The organism is Stenotrophomonas sp. YJH_SMC_131, assembly GCF_059367975.1.
Window position 1 is genome coordinate 43888 of sequence record NZ_JCAFRJ010000008.1, and the last position, 19413, is coordinate 63300.

Here is a 19413-nt window from a genome sequence, read left to right on the forward strand (position 1 = left end):
AGGGCTCCGACCCCGCCATCTCCATGCTACAGATGCAACGCAATCGCGGCCTCGATCTGCTGCGGCGACTGGAACCCTGCCAGGCGGGTACGTTCGTCCCCGTCACGGAACAGCGAGAGCGTCGGCGTCTGCCGCAGCCCCAGTTCCCTGAAGAACGCCTCGCCCAGCACCTCCAGCTGCACGCGCAGCAGCGTGGTGCCCTGCCCCGCGACGCTGTTGGCCACCCGGTGCAGCGACATCTCCAGCATCCGGCACCCCGGGCACTGGTCCTTGTGGAAGTCCACCAGTACGCGCGGGTGTTCGGCCAGCAGCTGCTGGAACTGCTCAGGCGTGGTGGCGTCGATGATCTGCATCGCTGTTGCTCCAGTAATGGGCCAGGACCGCATCGGTCCAAGCCTCGATGGCCGCGGCATGGCGCTCGCCATGCGGCATCTGTTCGATCTCCAGCGGCGGATAGTCGCTGTGGAAGTAGCGGATCAGCCGGTGCACAGCACCGCAGTAGTACTCCTGCCCCCACTGTGTCTCGCCGGTACCGAACACCGCCAGCTGCCGCGGCCGCTCGCCGCGCTCGGCGATGCCAGCCACCCATGCCTTCATCTCCGAAGGCGTGCGGCCGGCGTTGTCGGTCCAGCAGCCCAGCAGCACCAGGTCGGCCTCGTCGGCCGCCAGGGACGGCGCCTGCTGCAGGTCGTCGGCCTCCTGCCAGTGCACGGCATGGCCTGCAGCGCGGCAACGCTCGGCAATCTGCCGGCCAAGCTCGCGGGTGTTGCCGCTCAGTGAGGCCACCACCAGCAGGATGCTCAGCGCCGTGCCGGACTCAGAGGTCGTCGAAGCCGTTGTCGACGTTGGTCTTCTTGTAACTTGCATTGCGCATCTCGAAGAAGTCGGTCTTGGTCTCGGTGAAGTTGTCAGCGTAGGCCTTGATCCACGGCATCACGTTGTCGGTGGTGTCGCTGTACAGGCGCTCGATGCCGAGCATGCCGGCCATCTTGTTGGCGCGGTACTTCACGTAGCGCGTCATTTCCTCCACATCGATGCCATCGATGCCGTCCAGTACTTCCGATGACCACTGGGTTTCCAGTTCGATGGCGTGCTCGAACGCCTGGTGCACATAGGCGGTCAGCTCGTTGGTCTGCAGCTCCGGGTTCTCGCCGATGATGGCGCGGATCAGCTCGCTGATGAACTTGGTATGGGCCAGTTCGTCGCGGTTGATGAAACTGACGATCTTGCCGGTGCCGGTCATGCGGTTCTGCCGCACCATGTTGTAGAAGTACGCAAATCCGGAATAGAAGTTGATGCCCTCCAGGATCGAGGACTGGATCAACGACTTCAACAGGGTCTCGGCGGTCTTCTCGCGCATGAAGTCGTCATACGCGCCCATGATCGGCGCGTTGCGCTTGATGATGGTCGGATGGGTGCGCGCCAGTTCAAATACGCGGTTCTGGTTCGGCAGGTCGGTGATCGAGGCCAGCACATAGCTGTAACTCTCGTTGTGGATCACTTCCTGCTGGCCGATGATCGCGGCATTGGCATGCGCCGCCGGGTCGGTGATGTACTCGGCCACGTTGTAGATGAAGCGCGTCTGCGGTGAGTCGAGCGTGGCCAGCAGGCCGATGATCGAGTCGTAGGCGTTCTTTTCGCGCCCGGACAGCTCGCCGTACTGGCGCGCATCGGCCTTCATGTCGACCTCGTCAGGGATCCAGAAGTTGGTCGACAGCTCCTTGTAGGCCCGATAGAACGACGGGTACGGGATGTCATTCCAGTTCAGGATCCCGCTGGTGCGGCCGTTGATGATGCCGGTGCTGCGGTTGGGATGGCGCGGTTCGAGGATCTTGATGCGGTCGAGGGGGGTTGCCATGGTCGTCTACCTTCGTATTACGTGCGTTGCAGATGTAGAACCGAGCCCATGCTCGGCTGCTCTTCGCGTCGGAGCCGAGCGTGGGCTCGGCGCTACAGCGGTCAGCTGGCGCACCACTCGCATTCGCTGATGTCGATGTCGTTGGAGCGCACGTAGTACGTGGTCTTCAGGCCTTCACGCCAGGCGCTCAGGTGCAGCTCCAGCAGGGTGCTGGCGCGGATCGTGCTGGGCACGTACAGGTTGAAGCTGATCGACTGATCAACATGGCGCTGGCGACGCGCGTTCTGGCGCACGCTGGCGAACTGGTCGACCTTGTACGCCCCCTTCTCGTAGTACGGCCAGGTTTCCAGCGACAACCCCGGCGCTGCCACCGGCCGCCGGAAGTCCTTTTTTTCCTCGTAGTAGAACGCGCTGTAGATCGGGTCGATCGATGCGGTGGAACCTGCAATCTGCGCGGTGCTCATGTTCGGCGCCACCGCCAGCAGCCAGCCGTTGCGCAGGCCGTGCGTGGCGACCTCGCGCGCCAGGCTGTCCCATGCGGCGCCAGTGTAGTCGCGATCACGGAAGTAACGCCCGTTGTGCCAATCGCTGCCGGTGAACATCGGATAGCTGCCCTTTTCCTTCGCCAGTTGCGCGCTGGCCTGGATGGTCAGGAAATTGATGCGCTCATACAGGCGGTCGGCCAGTTGTTCGGCATCCGGTGAATCCCACTGGATCGCCTGCTGCGCCAGCAGGTGGTGCCAACCGAACGTGCCCAGTCCGATGGCGCGGTACTTGCGGTTGGTGATCGTGGCCTGCGGCACCGGCAGTGCGTTGAGGTCGATCACGTTGTCCAGCATGCGCACCTGGATCGGGATCAGGCGCTCCAGCACATCGGTGGCCAGCAGGTCATCCGGCGCACGGATCGCGCGGCCGAGGTTGATCGAAGACAGGTTGCAGACCACGAAGTCGCCGGCGCGGCGTGTGGTGACGATCTGGTCGCCGCTGACGATCTCCTGGATCATCCGCGTCGGGCTCATGTTCTGCAGGATCTCGGTGCACAGGTTGCTGGAATAGATCATGCCGGCGTGCTTGTTCGGGTTACGGCGGTTGACCTCGTCGCGGTAGAACAGGAACGGGTTGCCCGTCTCCAGCTGGCTGAGCATGATCCGCTTGAACAGATCGATCGCCTTCACCGTGCGCCGGCTGATGCGCTCGTCGGCCACCAGTTCGGCGTAGCGGTCGCGGAAGCTGCCCGCGCCGCGCTTCTCGTCGTAGAAGTCCTGCAGGTACCAGCCCTTGGCCTGCTTCACCTCGTGCGGGTCGAACAGGTACCAGTCGGCACGGCGTTCGACTGCTTCCATGAACAGGTCCGGCACGCACACCGAGGTGAACACATCATGCGCACGCAGGCGCTGGTCGCCGTTGTTGAGGCGCAGGTCCATGAAGGCTTCGATGTCGCGGTGCCAGATGTCCAGGTACACCGCCACCGCGCCCTTGCGCTGGCCAAGCTGGTCGACCGAAACTGCGGTGTTGTTGAGCTGCTTGATCCACGGCACCACGCCGCCGGAGGAATTGGGCACGCCCCGTATCGGCGCGCCGCTGCTGCGCACATAGCCCAGATAGGCACCCACGCCGCCGCCGTGCTTGGACACGCGGGCGATGTCGGTATTGGAGTCATAGATGCCCTGCAGGCTGTCGTCCACCGTGTCGATGAAGCAGCTGGACAGTTGCCCCCCGACCTTGCCGGCGTTGGCCAGGGTCGGCGTGGCCACCGTCATGTACAGGTTGGACAGCGCCCAGTACGCCTCGCCGACCAGCTGCATGCGCCGCTCGCGCGGCTTTTCTTCCTGCATGAGGTGCAGCGCGATGGTCAGCCAACGCTCCTGCGGCAGCTCATAGACCTCGCGGCTGCGGTCGCTGGCCAGATAGCGCGTGGCCAGCAGGTACAGGCCGTTGTAGGCGAACAGGCGGTCGCGTTCCGGGTCGATCATCCCGCCGGCCTGCTGCAGTTCTTCCTTCGAGTAGCAGCGCAGGATGTCGTTGCTGTAGATGCCGCGGTCAGCCAGGCTTTCCTGCAGGCCCACGTAGGAGCCGTACTTCAGGCCGACATCGTAGAAGCGGTTGCGGCTGGCACGCTTGTACAGGCGGCGCAGGTAGATGCGCGCGGCAAACTGCTCCCACTCCGGCGCGACGAGGTCCACGCGCGATTCGGCCTCGCGGATCAGCAGATCGACAAGGTCATCGGCGCTGATGCTGGGCTTGCGCTCGACCATTGCCTGCACCACGCGGCGGTAGTCGCTCACATCCAGCTGCGGGAACTCGGCGTGCACCGCATCGATGCTGCGCTGCAGGCGCTCGGCGTCGAATGGCAGGCGGCGGTTGCCGGCCTCCTTGGTGACCCAGGTCGGCACGCGCTCGCCACCGGCGCGCAAGGCGTCGCCAGCGCCGGCCAGATCGGCCACGCGGAAGGTACTGTCGGTCATGGTGGTGAAGCTCCAGGCTCGCACGCGCGTTGGCGGTCGATGCCATGGCGGCCCTGCACGCGATACCGGCGCACGGGGCGGTCGGGGTGGGATGCCAAAGCGCGGGAACACCAGATCGTCGGCAACAGCCTGCGCCTGCGGCCGGTATCCGGGCCGTGGGGGCGATCTGGGTCCGCACGATGGCGGCCGCGTCGACACGGCAAGCCTTCAGGGGCGGGCCGCGGGACGTTTGCTGCGTGTCCGGCGGCGGCGGCTGACCGGGAGTGACGACCACAACATAGTGGGGATAATCGGAACCGTCAACACAAGATGCGGCAATCACGACATGCCGCGACGATCAGTCGCAGGATGCCGTGTTGCACCTGCGGCGCCTTGTCGACAGCGCCTGCGTCCCCAGTTCGGTACAACATCAACTTTCCGCGGAACACCGCCCATGCGCGCTGCCCAGTACCCTTCCTTCGGCAACCCGGCCGACGTCCTCGCCATTGCCGATGCCACCCTCCCCGAGCCCGGCCCCGGCGAGGTGCGCATCCGCACCGTGCTGGCCTCGATCCACAATCACGATCTGCTGACCGTGCGCGGCCTCTACGGCTACAAGCCGACACTGCCGGCGATCGGTGGCAGTGAAGCATTGGGCGTGGTCGATGCACTCGGCGAAGGCGTCGACGGCCTGCAGATCGGCCAGCGGGTGGCCGCCGCCTCGGTGCATGGCACCTGGGCCGAAGCGTTCATTGCACCGGCACGCATGGTAATTCCGATGCCCGAGGCGATCCCCGACGAAATGGCCGCGCAGCTGATCGCCATGCCGCTGAGCGCGCTGATGCTGCTGGAATTCCTGCACGTCGAAGCAGGCCAGTGGATCGTGCAGAACACCGCCAATGGCGCGGTGGGCAAGTCGCTGGCGATGCTGGCGCGGGCGCGTGGCGTGCATGTGGCCAACCTGGTGCGCAATGCCGATGCGGTCGCGCAGTTGCAGGCGCTGGGCATCGATCATGTGTTCGACACCTCGGTGGAGGGTTGGAAGGATCGCGTGCGTGAAGCGACTGGCGAAGCACAGGCCGCGGCCGCGGTGGATTCCATCGGCGGCGACGCCAGCGGTGACCTGGTCGACCTGCTCGGCCACCACGGCACGCTGGTGTCGTTCGGGGTGATGAGCGGCGAGCCGATGCGCATTCCCGCCGGTGGCCTGATCTACAAGGAGGCCACGGTGAAGGGCTTCTGGGGCAGCAAAGTCAGCCAGGCGATGGCGGTGGAGGACAAGCGCCGGCTGGTCGGCGAGCTGCTGAAGCGTGCGGCCAGCGGCGAACTGACCCTGCCGGTGGAGCAGATCTTCGCACTGGACGACATTACCCAGGCAGCGAAGGCGGGCGCCGGTTCGGGCCGCAACGGCAAGGTGTTGCTGCGGCCTTGAGGGTAGGACAACCGGGGTCAGATCCCTTTCCGCTGGAAAGGGATCTGACCCCCAGGAGGAGTGCGGACCAACGGTCCGCACCCACCGAGTCAGTTCGTTAAGAACCTGTGATGTATAACTGAATGCGCTTTCGTCATTGGAAGGCGTACTTGCCTGCATGCGGTACTGACGGCTCCTCCCCCGTTCGGCGTTGTCGCTTCCATGTACCGCACCACCCTGAACCTGCTTGCCGGCGCGATCGCGCTGGGCCTCACCGCCGGCGCTGCCGGCGCCGCTGAAACCGCCGATGCCGGCAAGGACAGCACCACCCTGGGCACCGTGCTGGTGACCGGCTCCAACATCAAGCGCAGCGACACCGCCGGGCCGAACCCGGTGCAGATCGTCAGCCGCGAACAGATCGAGCAGACCGGTCGCTCCACCCTCACCGACGTGCTGCGCAACCTGTCGGCCAATGCCGGCAACAGTTTCGACGAGCAGTACACCGGCAGCTTCGCCGCCGGTTCTGCATCGATCGGCCTGCGCGGCCTGTCGCCGAAGAACACGCTGGTGCTGGTCAACGGCTATCGCGTGTCCAACTTCGGCTTCGCGCTCAACACGCAGGACACCTTCGTTGACCTCAACGCGCTGCCGATCAGCGCAGTGGAACGCATCGAAGTGCTGAAGGACGGTGCCTCGGCGGTGTACGGTTCCGATGCCATCGCCGGCGTCATCAACATCATCCTGCGAAAGAACTTCCAGGGCGTGGAAGTCGGCGGCGGCTTCGGTACCGCCACCCAGGGCGGCCTGGACGAACGCAAGGCCAACCTGCTGGCCGGCTTCGGTGACCTCGAACAGCAGGGCTGGAACGTGCTGTTCGGGCTGGACCTGCTCAAGCGCGATCGGCTCGATGCAGACCAGCGCGCCTTTACCCGCAGCGGCGATTTCCGCGACAGGCCCGGCGGCCGCCTGGCCGGCTGGTCCACTGCCGGTGGCAACTGGCTGTCCAACCCGCGCGCGCCGCAACCGTTCGCCAGTTGCCCCGAGGGCAGCCAGCTGCGCCCCTACAGCGATTTCGGCAGCACCCTGCCCGGCCAGGCCTGCGCCTTCAACGCGCAGCCGTTCAAGACCCTGCAGCCCGGCGCCGAGCGCCTGCAGGCGTCGTTGAGCGCGACCTACCGCTTCAACGACAGCGTCGAAGCCTTCGCCGATGTGCTGTACAGCCACAACAAGGCCGACCAGATCTTCAGCGCGCCGCTCACCGTGGGCCCTGGCCTGCGTGCCTACAACCCGGCCACCGGCACGCTTATCGACGTGCCGGCGGTGCTGCCGGTGGGCCACCCGAACAACCCGGGCAGCACGCCGCTGCCGTTCGAGTACACCTTCTTCGACCTCGGCCCGCGCCTGAAGGACAACACCCAGGTGTTCTACCGTGCCCTGGCCGGCGTGCGTGGCAGTGGCGAGCGCTGGGACTGGGAAGCGGCGGCGCTGACCTCGCAGAGCGCGCAGCGCGAGTACGTCGACAATTTCGTCAACCGCTACGCGTTCGAACAGATCCTGCGCGATGGCAGCTACAACTTCCTCAATCCGTCCAGCACGCCGGGCGCGTTGGATGCACTGCGCCTGCAGACCAAGCGGCCAGGCTGGTACAAGCTGCACGCGTTGAACGTCAAGGCCTCGACCTCGCTGTGGGACCTCCCGGCCGGTGCGGTCGGCTTCGCCTGGGGTGCCGAGTTCCGCAAGGAGTCACTGGATGCGCGCACCAGTGCACAGGTGCTGTCGGGCACCGAACTGCGCCCGGCCATCAACGTGGTCAACGGCGAGCGCCAGGTCAGCGCCGCCTACGCCGAATTGAGCGTGCCGCTGCACCGCACGCTTGAGCTGCAGGTGGCTGGTCGCGGCGACCACTACGATGATTTCGGCAAGGCGTTCTCGCCGAAGCTGGCGCTGCGCTGGCAGCCGTTGGACAGCCTGCTGCTGCGCGGTTCGTTCTCGCGCGGCTTCCGCGCCCCCTCGCTGCCGGAAATCGCGCCAGGCCAGACCGTCAGCTACGGCTCGGTGATCGATCCGCTGGATCCGCTGCAGCCCGGTGGCAGCCGTGGCGTGACCAACATCCGCACCGGCAACCCGGACCTGAAGGCCGAACGCTCGCGCAACTTCAACGTGGGCGCGGTGTGGTCGCCGGATGGCGATACCAGCATCGGCCTGGACTGGTACCGCATCGAGCAGGACAACCTGGTCAAGCCGGACAGCGCGCAGTTCATCGTCGACAACCCGACGCTGTTCCCCGGCCGTGTACAGCGTGATGCGCAGGGGCGCATCCAGTTCATCACCAACCAGTACGCCAACCAGGGCGAACTGACCACCTCCGGGCTGGACCTGGACGCCAACCGCACCTTCCGCACCGAGGGCTGGGGCACCTTCACCGTGGCCGGCAGCTGGACCCACCTGCTGAGCTTCAAGCAGCCGCTGGTGGCCGGCCAGGCGCCCTATGACGGGGCCGGCAACAACCGCCACGGCGCCCTGCCGCGCACCCGCGGCACCACGTCGCTGAACTGGGCGGTGGGCGACTGGAGCAGCACGCTGAGCCTGCAGTACGTGAGCGGCTACGACCAGCGCGTGGCGACGGCCACCAGCAATCCGGGCCTGCGCGACCGCGTCAAGCCGTATCAGCAGCTGGATCTGTACGTGGCCTACGAAGGCATTCCCAACACCACGCTGTCGCTGTCGGTGCTGAACCTGACCGACAAGGACCCGCCGTTCGACCCGGCCGGCGGCTCCAACGGTTTCGACATCAGCCAGTACAACCTGCGCGGGCAGTTCGTTTCGCTGGGCGCGCGCTACCGGTTCTGATGCGCCACCTGTAGAGCCGAGTCCGTGCTCGGCTGCTCTTCGGCAACAGGAAGCCGAGCATGGGCTCGGCTCTGCAGGGGTGTGCGGACCAACGGTCCGCACCCACCGCATCACCGGCTCAGGTGCAGGAACTGCAGGTGCCGTTCGTACTGGCTGATGATGTCGTTGATGATCTGCTTGCGGCTGTAGCCGACCAGGTCGTAGTCCTGGCTGCCTTCGAACAGATGCACTTCCGCGCGGTAGTAGCGCTGGTTGCGCAGCTGCTGCGCGGCGAACGACGGGGTCAGGTAGCCACTCAGGATCACCCGGTACAGGAAATCCTGCTGCTCGCCATGGTTCACCGTCAGCTCCATGTCGCCGGCCTCGAAGCGCGTGGCCACGTCCCAGCCCTGCCCGCGCAGCTGTTCGGCCACCGCTTCCATCGCCGGCTTCACCGTGTCATCCATGAAGCGGTAGACCTGGTCGCGCACCGGGAAGTGCATGGCCTGGCTCAGGCGCTGGCGCCAGCCCTGATGGTGGCGATCGTCACCGATCAGCGGCGAGGGCCGGTACTGCAGCGCGCGCTTGCGGTGCGATTCGTCACTGAAGGCGCGGGTCAGGCCCCACATCATCAGCAGCAGCACCGCCGAGAACGGCAGCGAGGCCAATACCACCGCCGATTTCAGTGCATCGATGCTGCCGGCCAGCAGCAGCCCGGCGGTCAGCACCGCGATCACCGTGCCCCAGAACACGCGCAGCCAGCGCGGACCATCATCCTCCGGCGCGCCGCCGTGCGAGGACAGCGTGGACAACACCACCGCCCCCGAATCAGCCGACGTCACGAAGAAGATGAAGCTGACCAGCACGGTCACCGCGATCACCGTGCGGCTCCACGGGTAGCCATCCAACAGTGCATACAGCACGGTCGGTGGGTCATCCACCGCCAGCTGCGCCAGCTGCTGCTGGCCGTGGTGCAGCACTTGGTCCAGCGCGCTGTTGCCGAAGATCGACAGCCAGGCCAGGGTGAAGCCCAGCGGGATCAGCAGCACGCCGAACACGAATTCGCGGATGGTGCGGCCACGCGAGATGCGCGCGATGAACAGGCCGACGAACGGCGCCCAGCCGATCCACCAGGCCCAGTAGAACACCGTCCAACCGCCCAGCCATTCCGGCCGGCCGCCATAGGCGTACACATCGAAACTCTTGCCGACCACGCTGCCCAGGTAGTCGCCCAGGTTCTGCATCAGCGTACTCAGCAGGTACTGGGTGGGGCCGGCGCACAGCATGAACAGCACCAGCGCGATCGCCAGCAGCATGTTGATGTTGGCCATCCAGCGCACGCCCTTCTCCACGCCTGAAACCGCGACGGCCACCGCCGCGCCCATCATGCTGACCACCAGGATGATCTGCACCAGGTTGGAGTGCGGGATGTTGAACAGGTGCGACAGGCCCGCGTTGAGGTGCAGCACGCCGAAGCCCATGTCGGCACCGATGCCGAATACGGTGGCGACAATGCCCAGCGCGTCCACGGTGTAGCCGATCGGCCCGTTGATGCGCTTGCCGATCAGCGGATACAGCGCCGAGCGCAGCGCCAGCGGCAGGTTGTGGCGATAGGCGAAGTAGGCCATCGCCATCGCTGCGAGTGCGAACACGCCCCAGCCATGCAGGCCCCAGTGCAGGAAGAGCAGCTGCATGGCCTGGCGCGCCCCGGCCTCGCCTGCAGCCGGATCGCCCTGCGGCGGCTGCAGGTAGTGGGTCAGCGGTTCGGAGACGCAGAAGAAGAACAGGGTGATGCTGATGCCGGCGGCGAACAGCATGCCGGCCCAGGAAAGATAGCTGAACTCCGGCTCATCATGGTCGGCGCCGAGCTTGATGCCACCATACTTGGACAGCGCCACACCGACCACGAACACCAGGTACAGGGTCATCGCCAGCAGGTAGTACCAGCCGACATTGAGTGCGGCCCAGTCCTGCGCCTTGACCAGCAGGCGGCCCGCACCGAGCGGAAACAGGCTGACGAACAGCGCGAACGCCACGACAACGATCGCCGCGAAGGCGAACACAGGCCGAAGGGTGCGCACCGGGGATTGTTGCGGCTCCAGTACATCCATGGGGCGGCGTTCTCCGGTAGATCAAAGGGTTAGCCGACCGATTCTGGCTGAACCGCAGTGGACAGAGCATGAAGTTGCGGCCTGTGGTCACAGGCCCGGCCCACCATTCCGTGTTATCACGCGCGCGCCGGAGCGCAACCTTGCCCGCGCGGGCCGCGGCGCGGCCACGCGCATCCTGTCCGATCACGACATTACATGCACCGCACACAGCTTGTTGCCATCCGGGTCACGCAGATAGGCCAGAAACACCTGCCGACCGGACATGTTGCGGACGCCGGGCGGATCTTCGATTGCGGTACCACCGTGAGCCACGCCAGCTTCCTGCCAGGCACGCACGGCCTCTGCACTGCCCAGACTGAAACCGATGGTGCCGCCGTTGGCATGGCACGCTGGCTGCCCATCGATCGGCGCGGTCACGCCGAACATCCGCCCATCCTTGAAGTACAGCAGCCGACCCTTTTCGTCGAACACACCCGGACGTGCCCCCATCGCGGCGAACAGGGCATCGTAGAAGCGATGCGCGACGTCCATGTCGTTCGTTCCAACGGTGATGTGGCTGAACATGCGGGCACTCCTTGTGGAAAGCCGCAGTGTCGGCGAGCGCGGGCGACTTCGCAAATCGCCCGCACCGGTGCCGCCACGCCCGCGAAAAGACCCGTTGCTACTTGGCGGTGCTGAGCAGTAGCACCGCCGCAGTGACCAGACCGATGCCGATCCAACCGATCGGACGCAGGCGGTTGCCGAACAACAGGCGTCCGCAGGTGGCGGTTCCGATCACGCCGATCGCACCCCACATCGCATAGGCGGTGGCCAGGTCCATGTAACGCACCGCCTGGCCCAGCAGGGCGAAGGCGATCCAGACCATGACGATCGCAGCGACACCCCAGCGCCAGCGGCGGAAGCCTTCCGACTTGGCCACCATCATGTTCGCGGCGACATCGATCAGCGCCGAACAGATCACGAAAAACAGAGCCAGGGTATTCATCAGTGTGCCTCCCCGAGGGTGACGCAGACGATGCCCACCACCGCCAGCACCAGGCCGGCCAGCTGCTGCAGTGACAGGCTCTCGCCGAACACGGTGAGGCCGACCACGGTCAGCAGGGTCAGGCCCAGGCCTTCCCACACCGCGTAGGCCACGCCCACCGCGATGCGACGCACCGACTGCGCCAGGAAGAAGTAGGACAGCGCCAGCGCACCGGCCATGATCAGATAACCGGTCCAGCCGCCATCGCGGGCGGCGTGGGCCATGAACGAGGTGCCGACCACTTCGGCGACGATCGCCACGGTCAGGCAGGCCCAGGCGACCAGCGCGCCACGGGCGGGAACAGTACGGGACATGTGAAACTCCTTGCAGGACGGGGACCGCGCCGCCTCATCAATGGATCCACGCCGCGCGTGGAGGGTCCGGAACGCCCCTCGCAGACAGGGGCGACGGGGGTTAGTATCATCGTCTTTTACGGTGGTATCAAAATGGATTCCATCGACAGGAGCGATGGATCAATGCCCTATTCCCCTGAATCCCTACAGGCCTTCGTGGAAGCCGCCGCGCTGGGCTCGTTCTCGGCCGCGGCACGGCGGCTGGGCAAGACCCAGTCGACGGTCAGCACCGCCATTGCCCACCTGGAAGCCGACCTCGGCGTGAGCCTGTTCGACCGCAGCGGGCGCTACCCGCGGCTGACCGAGGCCGGGCGCCAGGTGCTGGGGCACGCACAGGAAATCCTGGCCGCCGATGCGCGCCTGCAGCAGTTGAGCGTGCGCCTGTCCGCGCCGGTCGAGCCGCGCCTGACCGTGGTGTTTTCCGATGTCTACCAGCTGGATCCGGAGCAGCGGATCCTGCAGCGCTTCGCCGAAGCGTTCCCGGAGATCGAGCTGGAGTGGCTGGATGCCGAAGGCGAGGACGTGCTGGAACGGGTGAGCGGCGGCCGCGCCGCGCTGGGCCTGCTGCCCAGGCAGGAGCGCTATCCCGATGGGCTGGTGGCGCGGCCGCTGGCGCACCACAGCGAACTGTCGGTGTACGTGGCGCGCGGACACCCGCTGGCCAGCGCCGGGCGTCGCGCCGCCGCACAACTGGCACGGCATCGGCAGGTGCGCCTGAGCGCGGAAGTCGATCAGACCCGCTTGGTCACCGGCCTCGCGTGGACCGCCACCGATTACCTGATGGTGATGGAGATGGCCGAGGACGGCATCGGCTGGGCCGAACTGCCGCGGGCGCTGGTGCAGCGCTATGACCGTGGGCGGCTGGTGGAACTGGTGCTGCCGGGCTGGCCGCGGCGCATCCACAGCGACCTGCTGTGGCGACGCGACACGCCGCCAGGCCCAGCCGCACTGTGGTGGGCCGACGCGTTGGGGTGAAAAAGGGGACGGAGGGGATTAAGTCGTTTGTGCCCCGGCGGTACTGGGGCACAAACGACTTAATCCCCTCCGTCCCCTTTTTATCTGTCAGCGATGGGCGAGCGCGTAATCCAGTGCCGCGCACACCGCTGCCACCTGTGCGTCGTTGCACTGCTGCGGGGTTGCCCGCGGGCTGTCCGGGTAGACCTCGGTGGTGGTGGTGTACTTCGCGCCGGTAATGCCGGCGCACAGGCCCAGCTTCACCAGCGGATACTCGATCACGCCGTGGGCGATCACCGGCGAACCGATGATCTCGCCTTTGTCGTCGGCGGGGGCGATATGGGTGACCTTCTCCACGGCGGCAATGACCGCCTGCTGGAACGCCGGCTGCGGGGCCTCGCTGTCATCCACCAGGTAGAAGCCATCCGGAATCAGGCCCGGCTCGAACGGCTTGCCGTCACGCGCGGCCAGCGCCGGGCGGAACTCGCTTTCATCACTGTCGGTGGTCTCGTGCAGATCGATGTGCAGCACGAACTGGCCCTTGATCGGTGCAACCAGCTCGATCAGCGCGGTCGACTCGCGGGCCGGGCCATCGGCGCGGAAGTTGCGGTTCGGGTCGATCGCATCGAAGTTCCAGCGGTTGATGCGCTCGAAGCCCCACGGATTCACGCACGGCGCCACCAGCAGGTTGGCCTTGCCGGCATAGTCGGCGGCGTGCTTTTCGAGGAACTCCAGCGCGCCCATCACGCCACTGGTCTCATAGCCGTGCACGCCACCGGTAACCAGCGCGGCGGGCAGCGCCGGGTTCCAGTCGCGGCTGCGCAGGGCGAACAACGTATAGGTCTCGCCAGCGTAGTCGAGCTGGCCATAGGCCACCTTGTCGAAACGCGAGGCCAGCGCTTCGATGCGCGGCAGCACCTCCTGGTCATAGCGACGCAGGCGCTGCTGGCGACCACGCCACAGCTCCCGTTCCGCCGCTCCCCACGGCTGGCCAGGGGTTCCGACGGGGTAGAAGGCGGCTTGGGACATGGCGGATCTCGGCGAGTCAGGAAGCAATCGCCCACTCTACCACCGGGTCAACGGCATGAACCCGACGCGCATTCCATTGGCGAATCGAATCAGCAATAATTCTCATTTACGACCTTCCACAGCCTGCACCGATGCCCATCCACGCCCTGCAACCGGCCCGCCTGCCCCTGGCCGCCGCCCTCACCCTGTGCCTGCTTCCGGCCGCCAGCGTCTTCGCCCAGGACGGCGCTACCACGCTCGACAGCATCCAGGTCTCTGGCAGCTGGCTGGGTACCGGCCTGCATGACAGCGTGAAGCGCTTCGCCGGCGCGCGCACGGTGGTCGACCGCCAGCGCATCGAGGCCAGCGGCGCGGCCAGCATCGGCGATGCCATGCGCCGCATCCCCGGCGTGCAGGTCACCGACAACTCCGGTACGGCCGGCAGCTCGGTCTCGCTGAACATCGGCGTGCGCGGCCTGACCGGGCGCTACTCGCCGCGCTCGACCGTACTGCTGGACGGCGTACCGCTGGCGGTGGCGCCGTATGGCCAGCCGCAGCTGTCGTTCGCGCCGACCAGCCTGTCCAACATCGAATCGATCGACGTGGTGCGCGGCGGCGGCGCGGTGCGCTACGGCCCGCAGAACGTGGGCGGCATCATCAACTTCAGCACCCGCGCCATTCCCACCGAGGCAGGCCTGCACGGCGAAGCGGGCGTGCGCTACACCGCCTACGACCATGGCGGCGGTGACAGCACCCAGTACAACGCCTTCCTCGGCGGTACCGGCGACAACGGCCTGGGCGCGGCCCTGCTGTACTCCGGCCAGGACGGGCGTGGCTGGCGCCAGGGCAGCGATGACCGCTTCAACGACCTGGCGCTGAAGTTCGCCTATGCCATCGACGCGCAGCAGGAACTGCGTGCCAAGCTGTCGTACTACGATGTGCGCTCGCTGACCCCGGGCGGCCTGACCCGCGCGCAATACGAGGCCGACCCGTTCCAGAACACCCGCTCCACCGATTTCTGGAAGGGCCACCGCACCGGCATCGACCTGGGCTACACCAACACGCTGTCGGCCAACAGCGAGTTCGAGGTGCTGGCCTATTACAACGAAAGCAGCCGCGCCAGCTCGCTGATCAACACGGCCAATACCCAGTTGACCGTGCAGCCGCGCGATTACCGCGTGCTTGGCATCGAGCCGCGCTACACCCAGCGCCTGCACTGGGGCGCCAGCGTGCACGACATCACCGCCGGCTACCGCTTCCTGCGCGAGCGCGGCAACGACCGCAGCTACACCGTCAGCCGCCGCACCGGCGTGGCCAGTGCCACCACCCGTTTCGACAACGCGACCGATGCCCATGCGTTCTACATCGACGACCGCATCGCGCTCGGCCAGTGGCGGATCACCCCGGGCGTGCGCATGGAATGGATCGACATGGACCGCCGCCAGGCCGGTGGCACGGCGACCTTCAGCAGCCGCAACGACAAGGCCCTGCCCTCGCTCAACATCGCCTACCTGCTGACGCCGCGGCTGACTGTGTTCGGCAACTACACCACCTCGTTCGGGCCGGTGCAGAACATCCAGCTGAATTCCCAGACCGCCAGCAATCCGCTCAAACCGGAAGTGGCAAAGACCGCCGAACTGGGCGCGCGCTGGCAGGACGGTGCATTGCGCGCGGAAGTGACCGTGTTCAAGATGCGCTTCGACAACCAGATCCTGCAGGTGCCGGGCATCACCCCGCCGACCTTCCAGAACATTGGTGCCACCGACCACAAGGGCGTGGAGAGCGCGCTGGAGTACCACTTCGCCGAGGACAGTGCGCTGGCCGGGCTGGAGCTGTACGCCAACTACACCTGGACCCAGGCGATCCAGCAGTCCGGTGACAACCGCGGCCTGGACGTGCCCTTCTACTCGCGCGACACCGACAGCGTCGGCGCCCGCTACGCACTGGCCGGCTGGACCTTCAATGTCTCCAGCACCCACCAGAGCGGCCAGTTCTCCGATGCCGCCAACACCTGGGAAGAAACCGCTGACGCGCGCGTGGGCCGCGTGCCGGGCGTGCGCCTGTGGAACGCGCAGGTGGCCTGGCAGGTGCCGGGGCTGGACGACAGCGAGATCGCGCTGGGCGTGAACAACCTGACCGACAAGCGCTGGTACACCCGCAACGTCGATGGCAACGCCGGCCGCATGGTGGCTGCGCCACGCACCTTCTACGTGCAGGGCCGCTACCGCTTCTGACGCGGTAACCGCCCGATGCAGTGACGGCGGCGACCACGGTGGCGGCGTATCATGCCGCCACCATGTCACTGCCTGTTTCGCCATCGCGCCTGCATCTGGCCTTCCAGGGCCTGCGCCTGCGCCTGCGCGGCAGCGACCTGTGGTTCATCGCGCTTGCCCTGCTGGTCGGCCTGATCGCCGGCTACCTGACCCTGCTGCAGTCCGGCATCGCACGCTGGCTGCAGGGCACCCTGTACGGGCTGGACGACGGCATGCGCCTGAGCTCCCTGCCCGCGCTGACCTGGACCGCACTGCTGGTGCTGCCGCTGGGTGGCCTGCTGGTCGGCCTGGTCAGCCTGGCCGCGACCCGGCTCAAGCGGCCCCTGCTCGATGCGGTCGAAGCCAATGCCCTGCATGGCGGGCGCATGTCGATGCGCGACAACCTCATCGTGCTGACCCAGACCCTGCTGTCCAATGGCTGCGGCGCCTCGGTCGGGCTGGAGGCTTCGTATACGCAGATGGGAGCGGGCAGCGGCTCGCAGCTGGGCCGGGTGATGCGCCTGCGCCGCAACGACGTGCGCATCCTGGTCGGCGCCGGTGCCGCCGGTGCCATCGCGGCCGCCTTCGGGGCGCCACTGGCCGGCGCGTTCTACGCCTTCGAGATCGTCATCGGCGCCTACACCCCGGCCGCACTGGCGCCAGTGGCGGTGGCCGCGCTGGCAGGTGCATTCGTGGCCGACCAGGCCGGCATCGAGCCCTACCTGCTGCCGGCTGCCTCGACGATTGATGTCCGCGCCGCCGACTACGCCATTTACGGCCTGCTTGGCTGCTGCTGCGCGATGGTCGGCATCGCGGTGATGCGGCTGATCGCCTCGATCGAAGGCACGGTCAAGCGCAGCCCGCTGCCTGCCTGGGGTCGGCCGGTGGTGGGCGGCCTGCTGCTGATTCCGCTGGCCCTGGCCAGCCCGCAGGTGCTGTCGTCCGGCCATGGCGCGCTGCACCTGGACCTGACCACGCACCTGCCGCTGATCTGGATCGGCGGCCTGCTGACCCTGAAGTGCCTGGCCTCGGGCATCTCGCTCGGGTTTGGTTTCCGCGGCGGCCTGTTCTTCGCCTCGTTGTTCATGGGCACCCTGGTCGGCGCCCTGTTCGCCGGCCTGCTGGCAATGGCCACTGGTGTGCCGGTGATCGATGCCACGTCCGCCGCGCTGGCTGGCATGGCAGCGTTGGCCGCCGCCGTGGTCGGCGCACCGATGACCATGGCCATGCTGGTGCTGGAAGGCACCCACGACTTCCTGCTGACCAGCGTGGTGATGAGTGCGGTGCTGGTCTCCAGCACGCTGGTACGGCAGTGGTTCGGTTATTCGTTCTCGACCTGGCGCATGCACCTGCGCGGCGAGACCATCAAGAGCGCACGCGACGTGGGCTGGGTGCAGAACCTCAACGCCGGCCGGCTGATGCGCAAGGGCGTGGCTACCGCGCCGGCCGATCTCGATGCCGCCACGTTCCGCCAGCGCTTCCCGCTGGGTTCGGGCAGCCGGGTGATCCTGATCGACAGCGAAGGCCATTACGCAGGCATCGTGCAGATTCCGCGCGTCTACGGCGACGGCGTGAAGCCGGAGACCATGATCGGCGAGCTGGCCGAGAACCGGGACGTGTCACTGTCACCGGCCGCGGACGTGGTCAGCGTGATGCAGCGCTTCGACCAGACCCAGGCCGATGAACTGGCCGTGGTCGCCGCCGACGGCCAGGTCCTGGGCGTGGTCTCTGAAGCCTTCGTCCGCAAGCGCTACGCCGAGGAACTGGACAAGCGCCAGCGCGAACTGATGGGCGAGCGCGTCGACGACACCGACTGACCCCGCCAAAAGGGGACGGAGGGGATTAAGTCGTTTCTGACACTTTCGAAATCCGCGCATGGCGTGGATCTACTGTCACCTCGACCGGGTAGACTCCGGCCATGCGCTTCATTGAGACCTTCCAGGCCGGTCCCTTCGCCGACACCGTGGTCAGCCTGCTGGCCGCCTTCGTGCTGGGCACGCTGATCGGCGCCGAGCGCCAGTACCGGCAACGCACCGCCGGCCTTCGCACCAACGTGCTGGTGGCAGTGGGCGCCGCCGCCTTCGTCGACCTGGGCATGCGCATCGCCGGCAGCGCCGAGGCGGTACGGGTGATCTCCTACGTGGTCTCCGGTGTCGGCTTCCTCGGCGCCGGCGTGATCATGAAGGAAGGCATGAACGTGCGCGGCCTGAACACCGCCGCCACCCTGTGGTGCTCGGCGGCGGTCGGCAGCTGCACCGGCGCGGACATGCTGGCCGAGGGCGTGCTGCTGACCGTGCTGATCATCGCCGGCAACACGCTGCTGCGGCCGCTGGTGAATGCGATCAACCGCATCCCGATCAACGAGGCGGCGACCGAAGCCACCTACGAAGTGCGCCTGAGCGTGGATGCCGAAGCCGTACCGCGGGTGCGCGAGCGACTGGTCGATGCGCTGGAGGCCGCGCAGTATCCGGTGGGCGATGTGCAGGTGGTCGAGCATGCCGACGCGCCTACCGACGTGATCGCGGTCCTGGTCAGTACCGCGGTCAGTGCCGACGAGCTGGATCTGGTGCTGGCACGGATGGAGCACGTGCCGGGGGTGCTGCATGCCACGTGGGAAGTCAGCACCCGCGATTGATTCATCCACGCAGGGCGTGGATCTGCCGAGGTCGTGCTGCAGTGGATTCACGCCATGCGTGGATACGCTTCTCTCACCCACCCGCCATGCGCTGCTGTGCCCGCAGCAGCTTCCGGAACGATCCGCACTTCCGGGCATCCTCTGCCTGCGGGCAGGCCGCCGCACGTTGCAGGTGCCGGCGTACCCGTTGCAGCTGGATGATCTGCTGCTGCAGCACATCAGCCTGCGCCAGCAGGGCCTCACGATCCAGCGTAAGGCATCCGCGCTGCGGCGGCAGCGATGCGCCGATCTGCTGCAGCGACAGCCCGGCTGCCTGGCCCAGGCCGATCAGTGCCAGCCGCTCCAGCACCTGCTCGTCGTACTGCCGGCGCAGGCCGCGACGGCCCACTGCCTGCAGCAGCCCAAGCTGTTCGTAGTAACGCAGGGTCGAGGCCGGCACGCCACTGCGCTTGACCACTTCGCCGATATCCAGTTCACGCACGGGCTTGACCTCAAGTGACCTTCAAGCGCCAACCTATGGGCGACTTCCCTGCA

General features: G+C 66.8%; 16 protein-coding genes. 6 read left to right on the forward strand and 10 right to left on the reverse strand.

Annotation, left to right across the window (positions count from 1 at the left end):
* Nucleotides 1-26 precede the first annotated feature (26 nt).
* The 4 genes from AC5P56_RS16275 to AC5P56_RS16290 form a co-directional block, all read right to left on the reverse strand.
* On the reverse strand, nt 27-353 hold the full coding sequence (locus tag AC5P56_RS16275) for a thioredoxin family protein (protein WP_005409967.1): 327 nt from the start codon (nt 351-353) through the stop codon (nt 27-29).
* The gene (locus AC5P56_RS16280; protein ID WP_041864216.1) at nt 325-804 is read right to left on the reverse strand and encodes a flavodoxin; all 480 of its coding nucleotides are present in this window, start codon (nt 802-804) and stop codon (nt 325-327) included. The genes AC5P56_RS16275 and AC5P56_RS16280 overlap by 29 nt, the downstream gene beginning before the upstream one ends.
* 13 nt (nt 805-817) lie before the next feature.
* Nucleotides 818-1858, reverse strand: a complete 1041-nt coding sequence (locus AC5P56_RS16285; protein ID WP_495231806.1) for a ribonucleotide-diphosphate reductase subunit beta — start codon at nt 1856-1858, stop codon at nt 818-820.
* A 101-nt stretch (nt 1859-1959) separates the two neighbouring features.
* On the reverse strand, nt 1960-4323 hold the full coding sequence (locus AC5P56_RS16290; protein WP_495231807.1) for a ribonucleoside-diphosphate reductase subunit alpha: 2364 nt from the start codon (nt 4321-4323) through the stop codon (nt 1960-1962).
* Nucleotides 4324-4756: 433 nt separating this feature from the next.
* Here AC5P56_RS16290 and AC5P56_RS16295 point away from each other — a divergent pair, with 433 nt between their 5' ends.
* Nucleotides 4757-5734 (forward strand): zinc-binding dehydrogenase, encoded by a 978-nt coding sequence (locus AC5P56_RS16295; protein WP_046431070.1) that lies wholly within the window; start codon nt 4757-4759, stop codon nt 5732-5734.
* A 201-nt stretch (nt 5735-5935) separates the two neighbouring features.
* The gene (locus AC5P56_RS16300) at nt 5936-8563 is read left to right on the forward strand and encodes a TonB-dependent receptor (protein WP_495223208.1); all 2628 of its coding nucleotides are present in this window, start codon (nt 5936-5938) and stop codon (nt 8561-8563) included.
* A gap of 110 nt (nt 8564-8673) precedes the next feature.
* On the opposite strand, the gene betT is transcribed toward AC5P56_RS16300, so the two are convergent.
* From betT to AC5P56_RS16320, 4 genes are all read right to left on the reverse strand, one after another.
* Nucleotides 8674-10653, reverse strand: coding sequence for a choline BCCT transporter BetT (gene betT, locus AC5P56_RS16305; protein ID WP_014647441.1), 1980 nt, complete (start codon nt 10651-10653; stop codon nt 8674-8676).
* 183 nt (nt 10654-10836) lie between these two features.
* Nucleotides 10837-11217 (reverse strand): VOC family protein, encoded by a 381-nt coding sequence (locus AC5P56_RS16310; RefSeq protein ID WP_046431075.1) that lies wholly within the window; start codon nt 11215-11217, stop codon nt 10837-10839.
* A gap of 97 nt (nt 11218-11314) precedes the next feature.
* On the reverse strand, nt 11315-11638 hold the full coding sequence (locus AC5P56_RS16315) for a DMT family transporter (protein ID WP_014647443.1): 324 nt from the start codon (nt 11636-11638) through the stop codon (nt 11315-11317).
* Nucleotides 11638-11991 carry an SMR family transporter gene (locus tag AC5P56_RS16320; RefSeq protein ID WP_010485170.1) on the reverse strand — a complete coding sequence of 118 codons (354 nt, stop codon included), beginning with the start codon at nt 11989-11991 and terminating at the stop codon, nt 11638-11640. Before AC5P56_RS16320 ends, AC5P56_RS16315 begins: the two co-directional genes overlap by 1 nt.
* Nucleotides 11992-12153: 162 nt before the next feature.
* On the opposite strand from AC5P56_RS16320, the gene AC5P56_RS16325 reads away from it, so the two are divergent.
* Nucleotides 12154-13005: a LysR family transcriptional regulator gene (locus tag AC5P56_RS16325; protein WP_014647444.1), complete on the forward strand. Its 852-nt coding sequence runs from the start codon at nt 12154-12156 to the stop codon at nt 13003-13005.
* A gap of 87 nt (nt 13006-13092) precedes the next feature.
* Here AC5P56_RS16325 and AC5P56_RS16330 read toward each other — a convergent pair whose 3' ends face one another.
* Nucleotides 13093-14013 (reverse strand): M14 family metallopeptidase, encoded by a 921-nt coding sequence (locus AC5P56_RS16330; RefSeq protein WP_046431082.1) that lies wholly within the window; start codon nt 14011-14013, stop codon nt 13093-13095.
* 131 nt (nt 14014-14144) lie between these two features.
* Here AC5P56_RS16330 and AC5P56_RS16335 point away from each other — a divergent pair, with 131 nt between their 5' ends.
* The 3 genes from AC5P56_RS16335 (at nt 14145) to AC5P56_RS16345 (ending at nt 18879) form a co-directional block, all read left to right on the forward strand.
* Nucleotides 14145-16226: a TonB-dependent receptor family protein gene (locus AC5P56_RS16335; protein WP_495231808.1), complete on the forward strand. Its 2082-nt coding sequence runs from the start codon at nt 14145-14147 to the stop codon at nt 16224-16226.
* A gap of 62 nt (nt 16227-16288) precedes the next feature.
* Nucleotides 16289-18061 (forward strand): chloride channel protein, encoded by a 1773-nt coding sequence (locus AC5P56_RS16340; protein ID WP_046431088.1) that lies wholly within the window; start codon nt 16289-16291, stop codon nt 18059-18061.
* A 101-nt stretch (nt 18062-18162) separates the two neighbouring features.
* Nucleotides 18163-18879 (forward strand): MgtC/SapB family protein, encoded by a 717-nt coding sequence (locus tag AC5P56_RS16345; RefSeq protein WP_014647448.1) that lies wholly within the window; start codon nt 18163-18165, stop codon nt 18877-18879.
* Nucleotides 18880-18952: 73 nt separating this feature from the next.
* Here the strand turns inward: AC5P56_RS16345 and AC5P56_RS16350 are convergent, their stop codons facing one another.
* Nucleotides 18953-19360, reverse strand: a complete 408-nt coding sequence (locus tag AC5P56_RS16350) for a MerR family transcriptional regulator (RefSeq protein ID WP_262217522.1) — start codon at nt 19358-19360, stop codon at nt 18953-18955.
* Nucleotides 19361-19413 lie beyond the last annotated feature (53 nt).